Origin of the sequence: Idiomarina tyrosinivorans, from assembly GCF_003987475.1 — a bacterium.
In the GTDB taxonomy this organism is placed as follows: Bacteria; Pseudomonadota; Gammaproteobacteria; order Enterobacterales; family Alteromonadaceae; genus Idiomarina; species Idiomarina tyrosinivorans.
Window position 1 is genome coordinate 80,163 of record NZ_PIQH01000008.1, and the last position, 15,998, is coordinate 96,160.

The 15,998-nt window shown below is 50.8% G+C and carries 18 protein-coding genes; 4 read left to right on the forward strand and 14 right to left on the reverse strand.

Annotation, left to right across the window (positions count from 1 at the left end; all coding sequences use genetic code 11):
* Positions 1–15 precede the first annotated feature (15 nt).
* Both aspS and CWI84_RS09110 read right to left on the reverse strand, forming a co-directional pair.
* Positions 16–1,770 (reverse strand): aspartate--tRNA ligase, encoded by a 1,755-nt coding sequence (gene aspS / locus CWI84_RS09105; protein ID WP_126842287.1) that lies wholly within the window; start codon positions 1,768–1,770, stop codon positions 16–18.
* A 67-nt stretch (positions 1,771–1,837) separates the two neighbouring features.
* Complete coding sequence (locus CWI84_RS09110) at positions 1,838–3,289, reverse strand: diguanylate cyclase domain-containing protein (protein WP_126842288.1); 1,452 nt, start codon at positions 3,287–3,289, stop codon at positions 1,838–1,840.
* Positions 3,290–3,386: 97 nt separating this feature from the next.
* Between CWI84_RS09110 and cmoA the strand changes: the two genes are divergently transcribed.
* Genes cmoA through CWI84_RS09125 form a run of 3 tightly spaced genes read left to right on the forward strand, consistent with a single transcriptional unit; the run spans position 3,387 to position 6,052 of the window.
* Complete coding sequence (gene cmoA / locus CWI84_RS09115) at positions 3,387–4,118, forward strand: carboxy-S-adenosyl-L-methionine synthase CmoA (protein ID WP_126842289.1); 732 nt, start codon at positions 3,387–3,389, stop codon at positions 4,116–4,118.
* Positions 4,115–5,086 carry a tRNA 5-methoxyuridine(34)/uridine 5-oxyacetic acid(34) synthase CmoB gene (gene cmoB / locus CWI84_RS09120; RefSeq protein ID WP_126842376.1) on the forward strand — a complete coding sequence of 324 codons (972 nt, stop codon included), beginning with the start codon at positions 4,115–4,117 and terminating at the stop codon, positions 5,084–5,086. Before cmoA ends, cmoB begins: the two co-directional genes overlap by 4 nt.
* An 18-nt stretch (positions 5,087–5,104) precedes the next feature.
* On the forward strand, positions 5,105–6,052 hold the full coding sequence (locus tag CWI84_RS09125) for a LysR family transcriptional regulator (RefSeq protein WP_126842290.1): 948 nt from the start codon (positions 5,105–5,107) through the stop codon (positions 6,050–6,052).
* On the opposite strand, the gene galU is transcribed toward CWI84_RS09125, so the two are convergent.
* Positions 5,979–6,878: a UTP--glucose-1-phosphate uridylyltransferase GalU gene (gene galU, locus CWI84_RS09130; RefSeq protein WP_126842291.1), complete on the reverse strand. Its 900-nt coding sequence runs from the start codon at positions 6,876–6,878 to the stop codon at positions 5,979–5,981. The two genes, CWI84_RS09125 and galU, sit on opposite strands and share 74 nt — an antisense overlap.
* Positions 6,879–6,954: 76 nt before the next feature.
* On the opposite strand from galU, the gene CWI84_RS09135 reads away from it, so the two are divergent.
* Positions 6,955–7,284: a DUF6170 family protein gene (locus tag CWI84_RS09135; protein WP_126842292.1), complete on the forward strand. Its 330-nt coding sequence runs from the start codon at positions 6,955–6,957 to the stop codon at positions 7,282–7,284.
* Here CWI84_RS09135 and CWI84_RS09140 read toward each other — a convergent pair.
* The 11 genes from CWI84_RS09140 to ccmA all read right to left on the reverse strand — a co-directional run bounded on the left by CWI84_RS09140 (position 7,255) and on the right by ccmA (position 15,951).
* Positions 7,255–8,238 (reverse strand): response regulator, encoded by a 984-nt coding sequence (locus CWI84_RS09140; protein WP_126842293.1) that lies wholly within the window; start codon positions 8,236–8,238, stop codon positions 7,255–7,257. The two genes, CWI84_RS09135 and CWI84_RS09140, sit on opposite strands and share 30 nt — an antisense overlap.
* 61 nt (positions 8,239–8,299) lie before the next feature.
* Positions 8,300–9,040 (reverse strand): MlaA family lipoprotein, encoded by a 741-nt coding sequence (locus CWI84_RS09145; protein ID WP_126842294.1) that lies wholly within the window; start codon positions 9,038–9,040, stop codon positions 8,300–8,302.
* Entirely contained in the window at positions 9,040–10,236 is a 1,197-nt protein-coding gene (ccmI, locus tag CWI84_RS09150) for a c-type cytochrome biogenesis protein CcmI (protein ID WP_126842295.1), read from the reverse strand. The genes CWI84_RS09145 and ccmI overlap by 1 nt, the downstream gene beginning before the upstream one ends.
* Positions 10,229–10,684, reverse strand: a complete 456-nt coding sequence (locus CWI84_RS09155; RefSeq protein ID WP_126842296.1) for a cytochrome c-type biogenesis protein — start codon at positions 10,682–10,684, stop codon at positions 10,229–10,231. The genes ccmI and CWI84_RS09155 overlap by 8 nt, the downstream gene beginning before the upstream one ends.
* The gene (locus CWI84_RS09160; protein ID WP_126842297.1) at positions 10,681–11,244 is read right to left on the reverse strand and encodes a DsbE family thiol:disulfide interchange protein; all 564 of its coding nucleotides are present in this window, start codon (positions 11,242–11,244) and stop codon (positions 10,681–10,683) included. Before CWI84_RS09160 ends, CWI84_RS09155 begins: the two co-directional genes overlap by 4 nt.
* Positions 11,237–13,195: a heme lyase CcmF/NrfE family subunit gene (locus CWI84_RS09165; protein WP_126842298.1), complete on the reverse strand. Its 1,959-nt coding sequence runs from the start codon at positions 13,193–13,195 to the stop codon at positions 11,237–11,239. The genes CWI84_RS09160 and CWI84_RS09165 overlap by 8 nt, the downstream gene beginning before the upstream one ends.
* Entirely contained in the window at positions 13,192–13,674 is a 483-nt protein-coding gene (gene ccmE / locus CWI84_RS09170) for a cytochrome c maturation protein CcmE (protein ID WP_126842299.1), read from the reverse strand. Before ccmE ends, CWI84_RS09165 begins: the two co-directional genes overlap by 4 nt.
* Before the next feature lie 4 nt (positions 13,675–13,678).
* The gene (gene ccmD, locus CWI84_RS09175; RefSeq protein ID WP_126842300.1) at positions 13,679–13,882 is read right to left on the reverse strand and encodes a heme exporter protein CcmD; all 204 of its coding nucleotides are present in this window, start codon (positions 13,880–13,882) and stop codon (positions 13,679–13,681) included.
* Positions 13,875–14,624 carry a heme ABC transporter permease gene (locus CWI84_RS09180; RefSeq protein ID WP_126842301.1) on the reverse strand — a complete coding sequence of 250 codons (750 nt, stop codon included), beginning with the start codon at positions 14,622–14,624 and terminating at the stop codon, positions 13,875–13,877. The genes ccmD and CWI84_RS09180 overlap by 8 nt, the downstream gene beginning before the upstream one ends.
* 2 nt (positions 14,625–14,626) lie before the next feature.
* Positions 14,627–15,307: a heme exporter protein CcmB gene (gene ccmB, locus CWI84_RS09185; RefSeq protein ID WP_126842302.1), complete on the reverse strand. Its 681-nt coding sequence runs from the start codon at positions 15,305–15,307 to the stop codon at positions 14,627–14,629.
* Complete coding sequence (ccmA, locus tag CWI84_RS09190) at positions 15,304–15,951, reverse strand: cytochrome c biogenesis heme-transporting ATPase CcmA (protein ID WP_126842377.1); 648 nt, start codon at positions 15,949–15,951, stop codon at positions 15,304–15,306. Before ccmA ends, ccmB begins: the two co-directional genes overlap by 4 nt.
* Positions 15,952–15,998 lie beyond the last annotated feature (47 nt).

Sequence of the window (15,998 nt, forward strand, 5' to 3'; positions counted from 1 at the left end):
TGTTCCGAACGTCGCTTACTCCGCCTTTGCTTTCGCCTTAACGTTAATACCCAGCTCGTCTAATGCTGCGGGGTTAGCGACACCTGGGGCGTCAGTTAACAAACATGCCGCGGTTGTGGTTTTAGGGAACGCAATCACATCACGAATTGAACTAGCCCCTACCATCAACATGACCAGCCGATCTAAGCCAAATGCCAAGCCAGCGTGCGGCGGGGTTCCATACTTCAATGCCTCAAGTAGGAAACCAAATTTCTCTTGTGCTTCAGCTTCGCCAATTCCCAGAATATCAAAGGCTGCCTGTTGCATTTCGCGCTCGTGGATACGCACTGAACCACCACCCACTTCAACCCCGTTTAACACCATATCATAGGCGTTAGACAAGGTACCTGTTGGGTTTTCGCGCAATTGCTCTGGCGTTACCCCAACCGGCGCAGTGAACGGATGGTGCAACGCGGCTAAACCGCCCTCAAATTCTTCGAACATTGGGAAGTCGACCACCCACAGTGGCTTCCATTCGTTGCTGACAAAGCCGAATGCTTCGCCAACTTTCAGGCGCAACGCACCCAGCGCTTCGGCCACAACCGTTGCACTGTCAGCAGCAAAGAATAAGATGTCGCCCACTTGAGCTTCGGTACGGGCAATAATTTGCTCTACCACAGGTTCTGGCAGGAACTTCAAAATTGGCGACTGTAGTCCGTCTTCGTTGACTTTGATCCAAGCCAAACCTTTGGCGCCATAGATGCCCACGAATTTGGTGTACTCATCGATGATCTTGCGCGAGATATCAGCCGCTTTACCTGGCACTTTCAATGCCGCGACACGACCTTTACTGTCATTCGCCGGGCCAGCAAATACTTTGAATTCCACGTCTTTTACCAAATCGGCAACATCGACCAATTCCAGCGGGTTGCGTAAGTCCGGCTTATCGCTACCAAAACGCCGCATCGCTTCATGCCAAGTCATTTGCGGGAATTCCCCAAGCTCTACCGATAGCAGCTCAGAAAACAACTGACGAGTCATGTTCTCAGTCACTTGCATCACCTGTTCGGCGGTCATAAATGACGTCTCGATATCAATCTGGGTAAACTCAGGCTGGCGGTCGGCACGCAAATCTTCGTCACGGAAACATTTAACGATTTGGTAATAGCGGTCAAAGCCAGACATCATCAACAACTGCTTAAACAACTGCGGCGATTGCGGCAAAGCAAAGAACTGACCTTGGTGCGTTCGGCTTGGAACTAAATAGTCACGAGCACCTTCAGGCGTCGCTCGCGTTAGCATCGGTGTTTCGATGTCGAGAAAACCTTGCGTATCAAGGAAACGCCGCACACTGCTAGTGACCTTTGCCCGAAATTGCAGGTTGTCGCTCATTTCTGTGCGCCGCAGATCTAAGTAGCGATAGCGCAACCGAGCTTCTTCGCTGACATGCTGGTTAAAGTCAATGGGTAGTGCTTCTGAACGGCTTAGAATCGTCAATTCAGTGGCTAATAACTCGATTTCACCACTGGCCATCTTGCGATTAATTTGGCTCTCTGGGCGCAAGCTCACTTTACCGGTTAGCTTTACACAGAACTCCTGACGAAGCTTATTGGCTTGCTCAAACAACGCCTTTTGATCCGGATCAAATACCACTTGAAGCAAGCCAGAACGGTCACGAAGGTCAATAAAAATCAAGCCCCCAAGGTCACGGCGGCGATTAACCCAACCGCAAAGGGTGACTGTTTGCTCTGAGAGAGAGGCATTGAGCTGTCCGCAATAATGGCTGCGCATGTCGGTTTTCCTACTGCAAGTGCGTGGTCAATTAAAGCCGACCATTATAGCGGACTGGCGCTGAATGTCATCCGTCCAACGTGGCTAACTGGAAGCCATCTTTACCATTCGATTTTGCGGTATACATAGCGGCATCAGCGAGTTTCAGTAATTGCGCTTCAGTTTTCGCGTGCTCTGGGTACAGCGAGATACCAACACTAACGCTCACCGCCAAGGTTTGACCATCAATGTGGTAAGGCTGGGCCAGTGTTTTGATGAGCTTTTGTGCCACTACACAGGCGTGCTCAGCACTCTCGATATGCGGCAATAACACCACGAACTCATCCCCGCCCATACGGCACACCGTATCAGATTTACGCAACATATCGCGCATCCGTTGCGCCGCTTCTACCAGCAGCCTATCACCATAGTCATGGCCGTGTTCGTCATTGACTTCTTTAAAGCCATCGAGGTCTAAAAACATCAGCGCAAAGGCAGCGCGTTCGCGCTCATGTTGGGTTAACATCACACTCAAACGATCACGGAACAGGTTGCGGTTGGGTAACCCAGTAAGTTCATCGTGAGTCGCAATGTAGCGAATTTGTCGTTCGGCGGCTTTACGACGTTCAATTTCGCGCCGTAAGCGGCTATTCCAAATCAAAAACGCCAACACCACCACCAACACCGCGGAGCCAGCCTTCAAGCCAATATCCAACAGTTCTTCGTCGCTCCACCCTTGTTCCAACTCAAAGCTGTACCACTTACGCCGAATGTTCAGCTTTTCTGCGGGATCAATATCGGTAATCGCTCGGTTGAGTAGCATAACCAGCGGTTGCCAGTCGTCGCGCACGCCAAAGAATAACTGTTCTCCAGGTGCCCCTTCGAGTAATTTCACATTCGCTTGCGGAATCGGCCGTTGTTGAATGGCGTAAACCAGTATTGGCAAGGCGTCGACGTAGGCTTCAATTTCCCCCCATCGCAACGCATCAAGCCCTTCACTGACGTTATTCACTACCAATAACGGAATTTGGGTTTCGTCGCGCAGCGGCTCGACAATAGAGTAGCCCTTGACCACGCCCGTTGGTACCAGCGGCAACGAAGATAATGTCACCACGTGGTTGTCGTCGGTTTGACCGGTGTCGTCGACATAACCCCAAGGCATCTGCCAATAGCCTCGAGTAAATTGTGCGTATCGGTTTCGTTCAATCGAGTACGACATCGAGGAAAGCAGGTCGATATTACGTTGTTGCAGGGCCTCCAAACATTGCTCCCATGAACCACAGGGAACCCAGCTCCAACTAACACCTAAATGTTGCTGCACCAGACGTAACATGTCGACATCAATACCCACTGCTTGCCCATCTTGCATGCCAATGAGCGGCATCAACCCTTGCGGCACACCAACACGAACCACTTGGTGCTGATGCAACCATTGGTCGACTTGATTAGCAAGTGATACTGGGGTGTAGGCCGCGAGCAGTAGCACCCAGACTCGCAAGAGCTTGGACAATGTAACTTCTCCGTCTAAGAATATCGCCATAGCAACGATGATCCGCGCATTTTACCCTAATCATAGCTGTCAGAAACTATTTTTCTCGTTAAAATAGCGAATTATCGAAAGTTTTTGGGAGTGCAGGGTGTCATCTCGCGACAATATATTTTCACAGCCGCTGGCGAGCGTTCAGGACTTTTGCTTCGATCAACAAGTGGTCGAAGTGTTTCCGGACATGATCAATCGCTCAGTCCCCGGCTACGCCAGTATTTTGCAGACTATTCCGCAGCTCACCCAACGGTTTGTGCAGGACAACACCAAACTCTACGACTTAGGTTGCTCACGTGGTGCTGCAACGCTCGCCATGCGACAGGGTTGTGAACAACAGTCTGGCTGTGAAATTATCGCAATTGATAACTCACCAGCGATGGTTGAACGTGCCAAACAACACATCGACAGTTTTAAAACGACCGTGCCGATTACCGTTCGTTGTGAAGACATCGTCGAGAGTGAGGTCGACAATGCCTCGGTGGTAGTGATGAATTTCACCTTGCAGTTTGTTGCGCCAGAATTGCGCCAGCAAGTGTTGGAAAAGGTCTTCAATGGGCTACGACCGGGTGGCGTATTAATTCTGTCGGAAAAAATTCGCAGCGAATCCGCCGCCATGAATGAGCTACTGATTGATCTACACCATGACTTTAAACGCGCCAATGGCTATAGCGATTTAGAAATTAGCCAAAAGCGTGCCGCTATCGAAAACGTCATGCGTATCGACTCGCTTGAGACCCATCAACAACGCTTAACCAACGTAGGTTTTAGCCAGCAAAGCGTGTGGTTCCAATGTTTCAACTTTCTCTCCATGGTGGCGGTGAAATGAAAGAGTTTAGCGATAGCCTCGCGGCGCTAATAGCAAGCCCGCATCAACAATGGATAACCACCTTGCCGCAACAGCTCCAACAGCTCTATCAACAGCGCCATCCAGACAGTAAAAAATGGCTGCGAGCCGTCGCACAACTGCCAGACTTGTCGTCTGAAGACGTCGCGCTGGCAGACACGGTACGGATTGGTAACGAACAGCAAGCAACTGACGCCCAGCGGGCACAGCTCAAAGGTTTACTGTCGCAATTAATACCCTGGCGCAAAGGCCCGTACAACCTATTTGGCTTAACCATTGATACCGAATGGCGTTCCGATCTGAAATGGCAACGCTTGGTCAACGGCATCACTTCGCTCCAAGGTAAACAAGTGCTCGACGTCGGGTGTGGCAGTGGCTACCACCTTTGGCGCATGCTTGAGGCAGGTGCCGAACAGGTTTGGGGTATAGACCCAGGCGACCTATTCTTACAGCAATTCCGCGCAATAAAGGGTTTTATGCCAAAAGCTTTGCAGCAGCGCGCTCACTTTTTCCCGGTCGGCGTTGAGACATTACCGCCATTAGCGAGCTTTGACAGCGTGTTTTGCATGGGCGTGTTATACCATCGGCGCTCACCCATTGACTGCTTAGAGCAATTAAAGTCAGTGCTCAAACCCAGCGGCGAATTAGTCCTAGAAACCTTGGTGGTGACTGGCGATAAAAATACCGTGCTGGTGCCAGGGGAACGCTACGCACAAATGCGTAATGTGTGGTTCTTACCAAGCACCGCTGCGCTGTGCCATTGGTTATCTCGACTCGGCTTCAAAGACATTAAGGTCATCGACGAAAGCCAGACCACCATCGAAGAGCAACGTGCAACCGAATGGATGACTGGTGAATCTTTAGCAGACTTTCTTGATCCAAATGACCATAATTTAACTATTGAGGGGTATCAAGCACCCATCAGGGCGGTGGTGACAGCAAAAAAATAACCCCTTAGGTTAACCTTCATGAGTTTATACCGACCGAAAACTACGCTAGAACAGTGGCGCATCTTGCAAGCCGTTGTAGATTTTGGCGGCTATGCGCATGCAGCCGAGAAGCTCAACAAAAGCCAGTCATCGTTAAATCACGCGGTAGCCAAACTGCAACAAACCCTAGGAATTCAGTTACTCGAAGTCCGTGGCCGCAAGGCACACCTAACCGAAACCGGCGAGGTGATGTTACGGCGCTCTCGACAATTAACCCAAGGAGCGCAAGAACTGGAACAATTGGCGAACAACCTGAATGAGGGGTGGGAGCCAGAAATTAGGCTCGCTATCGAAATGGTTTACGACCGTGAACCGTTACTCCCTATATTGCGCCAGTTTGAAGATCACAGCCGCGGTAGCCGCCTAGTCATTGAAGATACGGTATTAACCGGAACGGTTGAATACATCGTTAACCGCTCTGCCGATGTTGTTATCACCCACCAAGTGCCAAAAGGTTTTGTCGGCGAACCGTTGGGTGAATTCTCCATGGACTTGGTCTGCCATCCTAACCATCCATTAGCCCAGTTACCGCAACCTATTGCCCAACAAGAGCTGTCGCGCCACCTTCAAATCGTTATTCGCGACACTGCCGCTCAGCCGATAGAAACGGACGGCTGGCTCAAAGCTGAACAGCGCTGGACAGTGAGCCATTTTGATGAGGCGTTACGGTTGGTGAAGTCCGGCTTAGGATTTTGCTGGATGCCAAGTTACATTTCCCAAGCAGCCATGCTGAATGGCGAATTGAAAAAGCTTATGCTAGAGGGTAGTAGCTGCCGCAAGGGCGCTTTGCACTTGGTGTTACCTAAAGGCGAGCAGACCGGCCCTTGCGCCCGCCAGCTCGCCGACCTGATTGTTACTCGCAGTCGCCAGCAACACGCTGCTGCAGCCACGCCTGCATTTCCTCACCCAGTTGAGGGTGGCGCATAGCGTGCTCTACGTAGGCTTTAGCGTAACCTAACTTATTACCACAATCATGGCTGCGACCTTTCATGTAATACGCAGCCATTGGTTGTTGTTCCAGCAACATCGCCATCGCATCAGTTAGCTGAATTTCATTACCTGCACCGACTGGCGTGCGTTTTAGTAACGCCCAAATCGCGGCAGGGAAAACATAACGCCCGACAACGGCAAGATCCGAGGGTGCAGTTCCCACAGCAGGCTTCTCTACCAACTGTTTAATATTGGCTTGTTGGCCCGGTTCAATTTTTGCGCCGCTGATGTCGGCAATACCGTATTGGTCGACCTGATGTTCCGGTACCTTTTCCACCATCACTTGAGCGTTGCCGCTGTTGCGATAGTTTTCTACCATTTCGGCCAAGTTATCGGTTTGCAGATCGCAGCTCGCCTCGTCGATCAGTACGTCTGGCAACACCACGGCAAAAGGTTCATCACCCACTAACGGCTTAGCGGCTAGTACCGCATGGCCAAGGCCCTTAGCGACGCCTTGACGAACGTGCATGATAGTCACCCCAGGTGGACAAATCGACTGCACTTCTTCGAGCAACTGACGTTTTACCCGCTTTTCTAGCGTCGCCTCTAGTTCAAAGCTGGTATCAAAATGGTTTTCTATCGAGTTTTTACTCGAATGGGTGACCAAAATGACGTCAGTGAGTCCCGCTGCGGCACACTCCTCCACAATAAACTGAATGAGTGGTCTATCGACCAGCGGTAACATTTCTTTTGGAATTGCCTTGGTTGCCGGCAGCATCCGTGTTCCTAACCCAGCAACGGGAATTACCACTTTCTTGACCATGATCGTTCTAATCCTTGTTTTTCAATCTCCAGCCTATGTTAACATAGCATTCTGGATTTTTAGATGGTCGTTTTGCATGTACTTTTCACCAAGAAGCATCCCACAACTCGCGCCCTATTCACTGATTGAACGTGCCACGATTGTCCGTTTAGCCAACGAGATGATGCCAGTGCCACGGCGGTTTGTTGCCAACATGAGTAAACTGGTGTTACTCAGCGCGCTTTTTGTGTTACTGGTAAGCATTGATAACTGGGGCGCGCGTATCGTCGCGCTGTTGGCCGTTGGTTTATGTTATCCGCTGATATTGCAGCCGATCGCACTCAACCTTAGCTTGCCGTACTTGGATGCGGCGGTGAAACGTTTTGAAGCGGAGCGTTCAAGCGCGGTCGATGACGAGCTCAGCTGAGTCCAGCTTTAGTTGTAAATGACTATGCGGAGGCAGGAACGCTCGATGCGTGCGGTATTGCGCATGTTGCCAAATTCCGAGGGCTAAATCCGGTTTACCCTCGCTAGAACTGACAATTTTATCCCCGGCTTGTGCCCAGCACCACTCATGCTGTTGGGTTTTAACAATGCCACAGACCACATCGAAAGCACTACGAATTTTGGAATGACAAAGCTCTAAATTAACGTGCGTGAGCAGTTGTTCAGGGTAAAGAATGGTGTGGTCGGTTCCTGCCAAATGCTGCCTTATTAGCGGGTCAATCAGGGTTTTCAGCACCAACAGCGGTAACAGTTTTTGCTCAGCCGGCGCATTAACACTGGCAATAATCACCAATACTTGACCGTCCAGCAGTGGGCGATACTCAATCCACAGCCCACGGCTCAGCGGATCAAGCTGTTGCTGCGAAAAGCGATAATCTCCCACTTGTAATGGGCCTGAGGGCACTAGCTCTTGCGACAACCGGTCAATCATGGCGTCATCCTGATAAATCACGTCTATATGGTCGTCTAACTCCCACACTTCAGATTCATAACTTTGTTCAAGATGGTGGCGATGCAGGCAGTTTTCGATGGCAAAATCGAGCACGTGCAGATCATTAACCGGTTTAACCAGATAATCCCATGCGCCTAATCGCACCGCTTCGCGAATATCAGACATTTCCTCAGAGGCAGAAATAACAATAATCGGCGCATCGCTGGCATCGCCTAACAACTGTTCAATGACTTGCAGGCCGTTGATATCTGGGAGCATCAAGTCACACAGCACAATATCTGGCTCTGACTCGCGACATAACCGCAAGCCCTCTTCACCGGTGCTTGCCGCAATAACGGTAAAATCTAAATTTGCCAGATACTGTTGCAGTAGTGATTGAAAAACGGGATCGTCTTCAATCACTACTATCGTCGCCCGACTCATGCTGTCGCCCTAAGCTAGAGAATTTCTTACAAGCATGGGTCAGCTTTTCAACCCCGTCAAATTAGTTATCAACGCTTTCATCAGGCTCGTCATCAGCGCCCGAGAAGTCGTCACCCATTTCATCGTCTGGTACTTGGCCGTCGTAAACACGGTTACGCCAGTTCTGGAAATAGGCTTCTTTAACGAAGGTATAAGGGTCGAGCGCATTATTTAACACGCGTTCTTGTTTGCGGAGCTCAATCCGCGCATCCAACCCTTTGATGGTGTAACGCGCAAGATCAATCGGCCAAGACAACAAAGGGAATGGAAAGTATTGACCATCAGCGACATCACCGCCGCGGTCGGTAGGCACTGTAGGTCCTATTACCGGCAGCATCAGATAAGGTCCATTGCCAACGCCCCAACTTGCCAGAACTTCACCAAAGCCTTCTTGACGCTTATCCAGCCCCAAGGGCGTAGCCACATCAAACAGTCCCAACAAACCCACGGTACTGTTTAATAAAAACCGCCCTAACGAAATACCGGCGTCAGCAACTTTGCCTTGTAACAAGTTATTCACCATTGAGCTGGGCTCATCTAGGTTATCCATCATGGTGTATAGCGAGCGCCTCACCGGCTCTGGAATTTCGTCGTAGACATCTGCCGCTGGTTTGATAACCGCTTCATCTAAGTCGCGGTTAAACTCCCACATATCACGGTTAACGTCCTCAAACGGGTCACGTTGATCAACGTACTGATCGTCAGGAGTGGACGAACAAGCGGAGAGCATTACCACACCCAGAATAATCAAAAATTTCTTCATTACTTCACTCGCTCACTAATCTGCAGGTCAACGGTGCCTTTTGCGCTGGCTTTAGTAATGATCGGTGCGGCAAATAGATCACCCGGCTGCCGAGTAATTTTGGCATCTTGGGAAATAACCGCTTCGACCTGCCACTGGGCAAGCTGGCTCATGGCGTAATCGGCCAACATTGCGTTGTCGTCACTCAATGTCACCGTGATGGGGAATTCAGTTACCGGCTGCCGAACCACCGCCGCTGGCATTGGTGGTCCATCCGGCTGTTTAATAAAAACGAACAAGGTTGCATGTTCTGGAATGGCGTTGGCTAAATCAGCCGCTAAGCTTACGGTAACCTGGAGTTGCCTATCTGCTTGCTGTTGCCGTTGTTTGGCATCGGCGATAGCCGTTTTAACCGATTCGACACGCTGCGGGTCAACCCCCTGTTGTTGCAGCATGCGCTGCCAAGCCGTTATCGCTTGTTGCCAATCGCCACGCTGGTAGGCAACGTATCCAAGCAAACTCAGCGCTTCGACGTTGTTCGGGTTTTGCTGCAACAATTCGGCAAGCATTGCCGCGGCACGCGCTTGTTGCTCTGGCCCACCTTTGGTTAACAAAAAGCGGCTGAAACTGATTTTTAAGTTATCATTATCCGGGGCAAGCGCAATCGATTTCTCAAACGCCTGCAGTGCATCGTTAGGGCGGTTCAGGGCATCCATGAGTCCCGCATAAATCCACCAACCCTGAGCATCATCATCGGTCAACGATAATTTGTAGCGCAAGCCCTCGGCTACCGCCTTTACACTCTCGCCGTCATTGACTTTACCGGTCAAAACTTGGGCGCCTTTTTCTCGCAATATACTGAGGCTGGCATCTGCCTGTTGCTGTTGATGCCAACTGTTGCCGGCCAAGTATGCAAGCGCTGCAATAAGCACTAGACCAAGTGCAGGAATGATCACACTCCGAGGTTGCCAATCGATGTCTTCGTCACTTTGCTGATCGTGTAAATAGGTCTTTTGCAACGCCAACAACTCGGTTTCATAGACCTGCTCGCCCAGTTCCTCGCGCTCTGCTTGTAATTTTTGCTTCTGCTCGTCGTACCAGCGCCGATTCATTTCGCTGCGCTGGGTTGAACGGTACTGGCGGATCCGTGAAGCCAGCAACAGCCACACCGCAGCTAACAACAATAGCAGCGCAATTCCCCACCAAAAGCTAATCATCTTTACCACCTTCTAACTGCTGCAATCGTTGCCGTTCTTCTTCACTCAACGATAAATTCTGTCGGCGCCGTCGCGCGAGTGAGATCATCACACCTAAGCCAATCAGAATCACTAACGCGGGTGCCCACCAAAGAATACTGGTAGAGGCCGTTAGTTGCGGCTTATAGGTGACAAATTGCCCGTAACGGGCAACCATGTAATCGACAATTTCTTCATCGCTGCGGCCGGCCATGACCATTTCATAGGTCTTGTCGCGTAAATCTTTCGCAATGCCAGCATGAGAGTCTGCAATATTTTGATTCTGACACTTAGGACAGCGTAACTGCTCGGTTAAACGCTGAAATTGTTGCCGCTGTTGGTCATTTTCAAACGGATATGGGGTGATTTGTGCGTGGGCTAACGGGAGCAGCACTAACACCAATAGTACCGAAGCCAGGAACGCTCTCATTGTCGCTCCTCGCTCTCATACTGTTGCATGAGCTGCTGATATTTTGGCCCCAAGTCTTGCTCCCAAACTCGCGGATTAACATCGCCGACATGGCGATAACGCACAATGCCATCGGAATCGATCAAGAAGGTTTCGGGCGCACCATAAACGCCCAAGTCTAGTGCCACCTGACCAGACAGGTCCATCAGGTTTAACTGATAGGGATCGCCGAGCGTGTTCAACCAGTCGATCGCCTTCGCGCGCGAATCGTCTTTATAATTCAAACCAACAATGTAGACGCCCTGCTGCGCCAGCTTATTTAGGTATTGATGTTCGGCACGGCAGGTCGGACACCAAGTTGCCCAGACATTCAGTAGCATCGGGCGTCCCTGCAACACGCCTTGGTCGTGTAAAATATCCGGCTGGTACAGGTCGGGTAGCTGAAACGCGGGTATCGGCTTACCTATCATGGTTGATTCCAGCTCTCGCGGGTCGCTTCCCAAGCCCCGTAACAGCACCACTACCATGACCGTAAATATTGCCAACGGCACGAACAAAATAAGCCAGCGCCACTTAGTCATGGGTACGCTCCTGAGTCTGTTTGCGGCGACGATAGCGCTTATCCACTAAGGAAATAAGCCCGCCAATAGCCATAATCACAGCACCAAACCAAATCCAACGCACGAACGGTTTCACATAAACGCGAATGGCCCAGCGCTCGCCCTCTAAAGGCTCTCCTAAGGCAATATACAGATCACGGGTCAATCCCGGGTCGAGGCCGACTTCGGTCATGCTGGTGCGTTGTACCGTATAGAACCGTTTTTCACTGACAAGTTTAGTCACCAAGTCACCTTGATGAGTGACGGTGAATTCGCCGTGGTCAGTTTGGTAGTTCGGCCCTTGTTTGCGGCTGAGCGCGTCGAAATGAATGTCATAGCCTGCCACTGCAACGCTTTCACCAGGTGCCAATGCCACATCACGCTCTTGCTCGTAATGGCTAACCAGCACAATACCGGTTAAGCTTACGGCGAAGCCAATGTGGCCGAAAATCATCGCCCAGTGGCTTGCCGATAGGCGCCCTAGACCACGCCAGTTAAGACGCCGTTGTTGCAACGTTGAGCGTGTTTCATTAACCGTGTTCAATAATACCCAAATCGCCATCAGCAACCCAAGTACAACCATAGCAGGAACGTGATCAGCCCAAATGGCCGGTAAAGCCCAGGCTAAAACCACGCTTAAGCCGAGTAATAGGCCGAATTGCGGTAGCAATAAACGAATATCCTGACGCCGCCAACGCAGCATCGGGCCCATTCCCAACAGCAGTACGAAAGGCACAATTAACAGCGTGAACATTTGGTTAAAAAACGGTTCCCCAATAGAAATAGAACCTAATCCGAGCTGCTTATGTACCAACGGTAACAGCGTACCTAAGAGCACCACTGTCATTGCCGCCATCAGCAACACGTTATTGCCCAACAAGAAGGTTTCCCGTGACCAAAACTGGTACTGGCCATAACTACGGATGGTTTGTCCCCGCACTGCATATAGCAGTAATGAACCACCAGTAACAATACCGAGTAAGGAGAGAATAAACAGTCCGCGCGCTGGATCAGTGGCAAAGGCATGCACTGACACTAATATCCCAGAGCGCACCAAGAACGTCCCTAGTAGGCTTAAGCTGAAAGCCGCAATTGCCAACAGCACGGTCCAAGATTTAAACGTGCCACGTTTTTCCGTCACCGCCAACGAGTGAATCAATGCTGTGCCTACCAGCCACGGCATGAAACTGGCGTTCTCCACTGGATCCCAGAACCACCAGCCTCCCCAGCCAAGTTCGTAGTAGGCCCACCAACTGCCCAACGCGATACCCGCGGTTAGAAACATCCATGCCGCCATGGTCCATGGCCTTGACCAGCGCGCCCAAGCGGCATCTAATCGGCCCGAGAACAATGCAGCAATAGCGAATGCAAAGGCCACCGAGAAGCCCACATAGCCCATGTACAACATCGGTGGATGAATGATCATTCCAGGATCTTGCAGTAATGGATTTAGATCGTTGCCATCAACCGGAATCAGTGGCAAAGAACGGTCGAATGGGTTCGATACCGTTAGCATGAATAAGTAAAAGCCAACACTGATGATTCCCAATACCGCAAGTACCCGCGCGATCATCGGTAATGGAATAGAACGGGAGAACCGCGCCACCGCCGCTAGCCACAATGATTGCATTAACATCCACAATAAAAACGAGCCTTCGTGTGAGCCCCAAACTGCGGTAAACCGATAAATGGCCGGTAGTTGGCTGTTGGAGTTAGCGGCAACATAAGCAATGCTGAAATCGTTGCTTAAAAAGCCAATTGCCAGCATCATGAAGGCCACTAAAGTAAAGAGAAACTGACCGTAAGCCAGTGGCCGCGCCATTGCCATCATTGGCCCAGAACGCTTATACACACCAACGCTGGGGTAAACTGCCAGTAACGCGGCAAAGGCTAATGCAATGGCTAACGCCATATGTCCCATTTCTGCAATCATTGCGCGTCCCCAGTTGTCGCGTTTTCCGGCTTCACATGGCGAATGCCTTTCATTTTTTCCGCCAAATCTGGGGGCATATAGTCTTCGTCGTGTTTAGCTAACACTTCACTGGCTTCTATGCTTGTGGGGCCGGTCAATACGCCCTGTGCCACTATGCCTTGTCCCTCGCGAAACAAGTCCGGCAGAATGCCCTGATAATGCACGGTCACTAATGGTCCGGTATCGACTAATTGAAACGTCACCTCGAGGGTTTCTGGGTCACGTTCAACGCTGCCTTCAACCACCATGCCACCGACGCGCAAGCGCTGACCCACACTGGGTTTTTCACCACTGTCATGGCGCCCCTGGACAATTTCACTTGGGGTATAAAACAAATCGATGTTTTGGTTTAACGCATACAACATCAGCAGCGTGGCCCCTACTACACCGGCCAATAATAACACCACGATGCCTAAACGGCGTTGACGACGCGGATTCATGACTTTACTCCTGCGGCTTTGACGACTGTTGGCGACGCTTTAATCGTGAGCGACGTTGCTGCAACCGCTCGCTTTGTTGGGCTAACCCTTTGCGCACCCAAACAGCATGTATTGCAAGCCCAGCCAACAACAAAAAGGTGACGAAGAAGGCGCTCCAAACGTAGACTCCGTAGCCTCCCATATGAAGCCACTGTAACAATTTATCCATTGCTCGGCTCCCCGTGTAATTCTTTACTCACCCAAGGTTTACCCAGTTCTTGGCGTAAAATTTCGTTCTTTAAGCGCAGTAGCACCAAGGCAACACTCAATAGCGCAAATCCCAACAGGGCGAGCAGTAACGGCCACAACATGGATGGTGCAATGGATGGTGCTTCGAACTTGGTAATGCTGGCACCTTGGTGCAGGGTATTCCACCATTCAACGGAAAAGTGAATGATGGGCAAATTTACCACCCCAACTAGGGCTAAAATTGCCGCGGCCTTCATGCCCTTTTTACTGTCTTCAAAGGCGTAATAAAGTGCCAACACGCCAGCATACAAAAATAGCAAAATCAGTTCTGAGGTAAGGCGTGCATCCCAAACCCACCAAGTTCCCCACGTCGGCTTTCCCCAAATAGCTCCTGTGATCAGCGCGATAGCCGTCAGCACAGCACCGACCGGAGCAGCAGCTTGAATAAACCAGCCAGAAATTTTCCACTGCCAAACCAGCACAATAAACGCCGCAGCGGCCATGGCAAAATAGACACTCATAGAGAAAATCGCCGCTGGCACATGAATGTACATAATGCGGAAGCTGTCACCCTGCTGGTAATCTGCAGGCGCAAACACCAAGCCCCAGACCAATCCGATGCTCAATACCAAAACCGCGAGGATAGAGAACCACGGCAATAATTTGTCCGCCAACCGGTAACTGGTTTCAGGTTTTGCTAATGGATGTAACCAACGCCACATAATTATCTAATACTCATTCTGATAGCGGCCGCCATAGCTAAGGGCGACAGCGTTAATGCCAAGACACTCATGGCAGCGATAATAGCGAGCTGACCATTGGCCGGCAAACCCATCGCTGCGGCTTCAATTGCCGAGGTCGCAAAAATTAGTAACGGGATCAGTAACGGTAATAAAATCAAACTGACCAAAGTTCCACTGCGTCTGGCCTGTAAGGTCAGCGCTGCACCAATAGCGCCAAGTGCGCTAATCATTGGCGTCCCCAGCAGTAAGCTCAAGGTCAGAACCCACCATGCCGATACTGGCACGCTCAGCAATAGGCCAAATAATGGCGCTAGGATCACCAACGGCAATCCAGACAACAGCCAATGCGCAACAATTTTTCCCAAGCCGGTCATGCTCAGTGACACCGGCTGCAATACCAATTGTTCTAGACTACCGTCTTCATAGTCTTCGCGCAGCAGCCGGTCTAAGCCCAATAAGCCCGACAATAATGCCGCCACCCAAATAATTCCTGGTGCTATCCGCGATAGGATTTGTTCGCCCGGTCCCACGCCTAACGGAAATAGCGTGATCACCATTAATAAAAAGATTAGCGGATTCAACCACTCACTGCGTTGCCGATTGGCAACTCTTAAGTCGCGCCGAATCACCCACATAATCAGCGACAGACTAGACAGCTTCATGCCACCCCCTGCGCTTGCAAGGTTAGCGTGCGATAGTTTTGCGGTTGCCACAGTAATGGCTGATGCGAGGTTAACACCACACAACCGCCCGCCGCTAAATGTTGGTCAATACGCTGATGCAATAATTCAATGCCTGCTTGGTCTAGGGCGGTAAAAGGTTCGTCCAGAATCCACACCTTTGCTGGTGAACTCCACAGCCGACATAGCGCTATGCGCCGCTGTTGGCCGGCCGATAACTGTGCCGCAGGTAACTCTTCAAGCCCAAGTAAATCAAGCTGTGCCAGATTATCCCAGTCCTGTTCGGTCGGCGCCGGCTGACTGTCACCGCAATCCAACTGCCGTTGCAATGCGACATTTTCTAACGCCGAAAGCGATGCCTTAACTGCCGCTTTATGGCCGAGGAATAGTAAATCCTGGTAAAATGCTTCGCGGTGGGTCGTCAACGCTTGTTGTTGGTAATACACTTGCCCTTCGTCAGGACTGGCGAGACCCGCCAGGATACCCAACAAGGTCGATTTACCCGAACCATTTTGGCCAACGACTTGTAATAGCTCTCCGCCACTCACAGCGAAAGACAAACCGGCGAACAAACATCGTTCTGCGCGGATTGAGGTCAGCTGCTCTGCGTGCAATAGTGGAGGCATATCGATACTATGTCTGTTAACCGTTTTTTGTGGCGCAATAATACCAC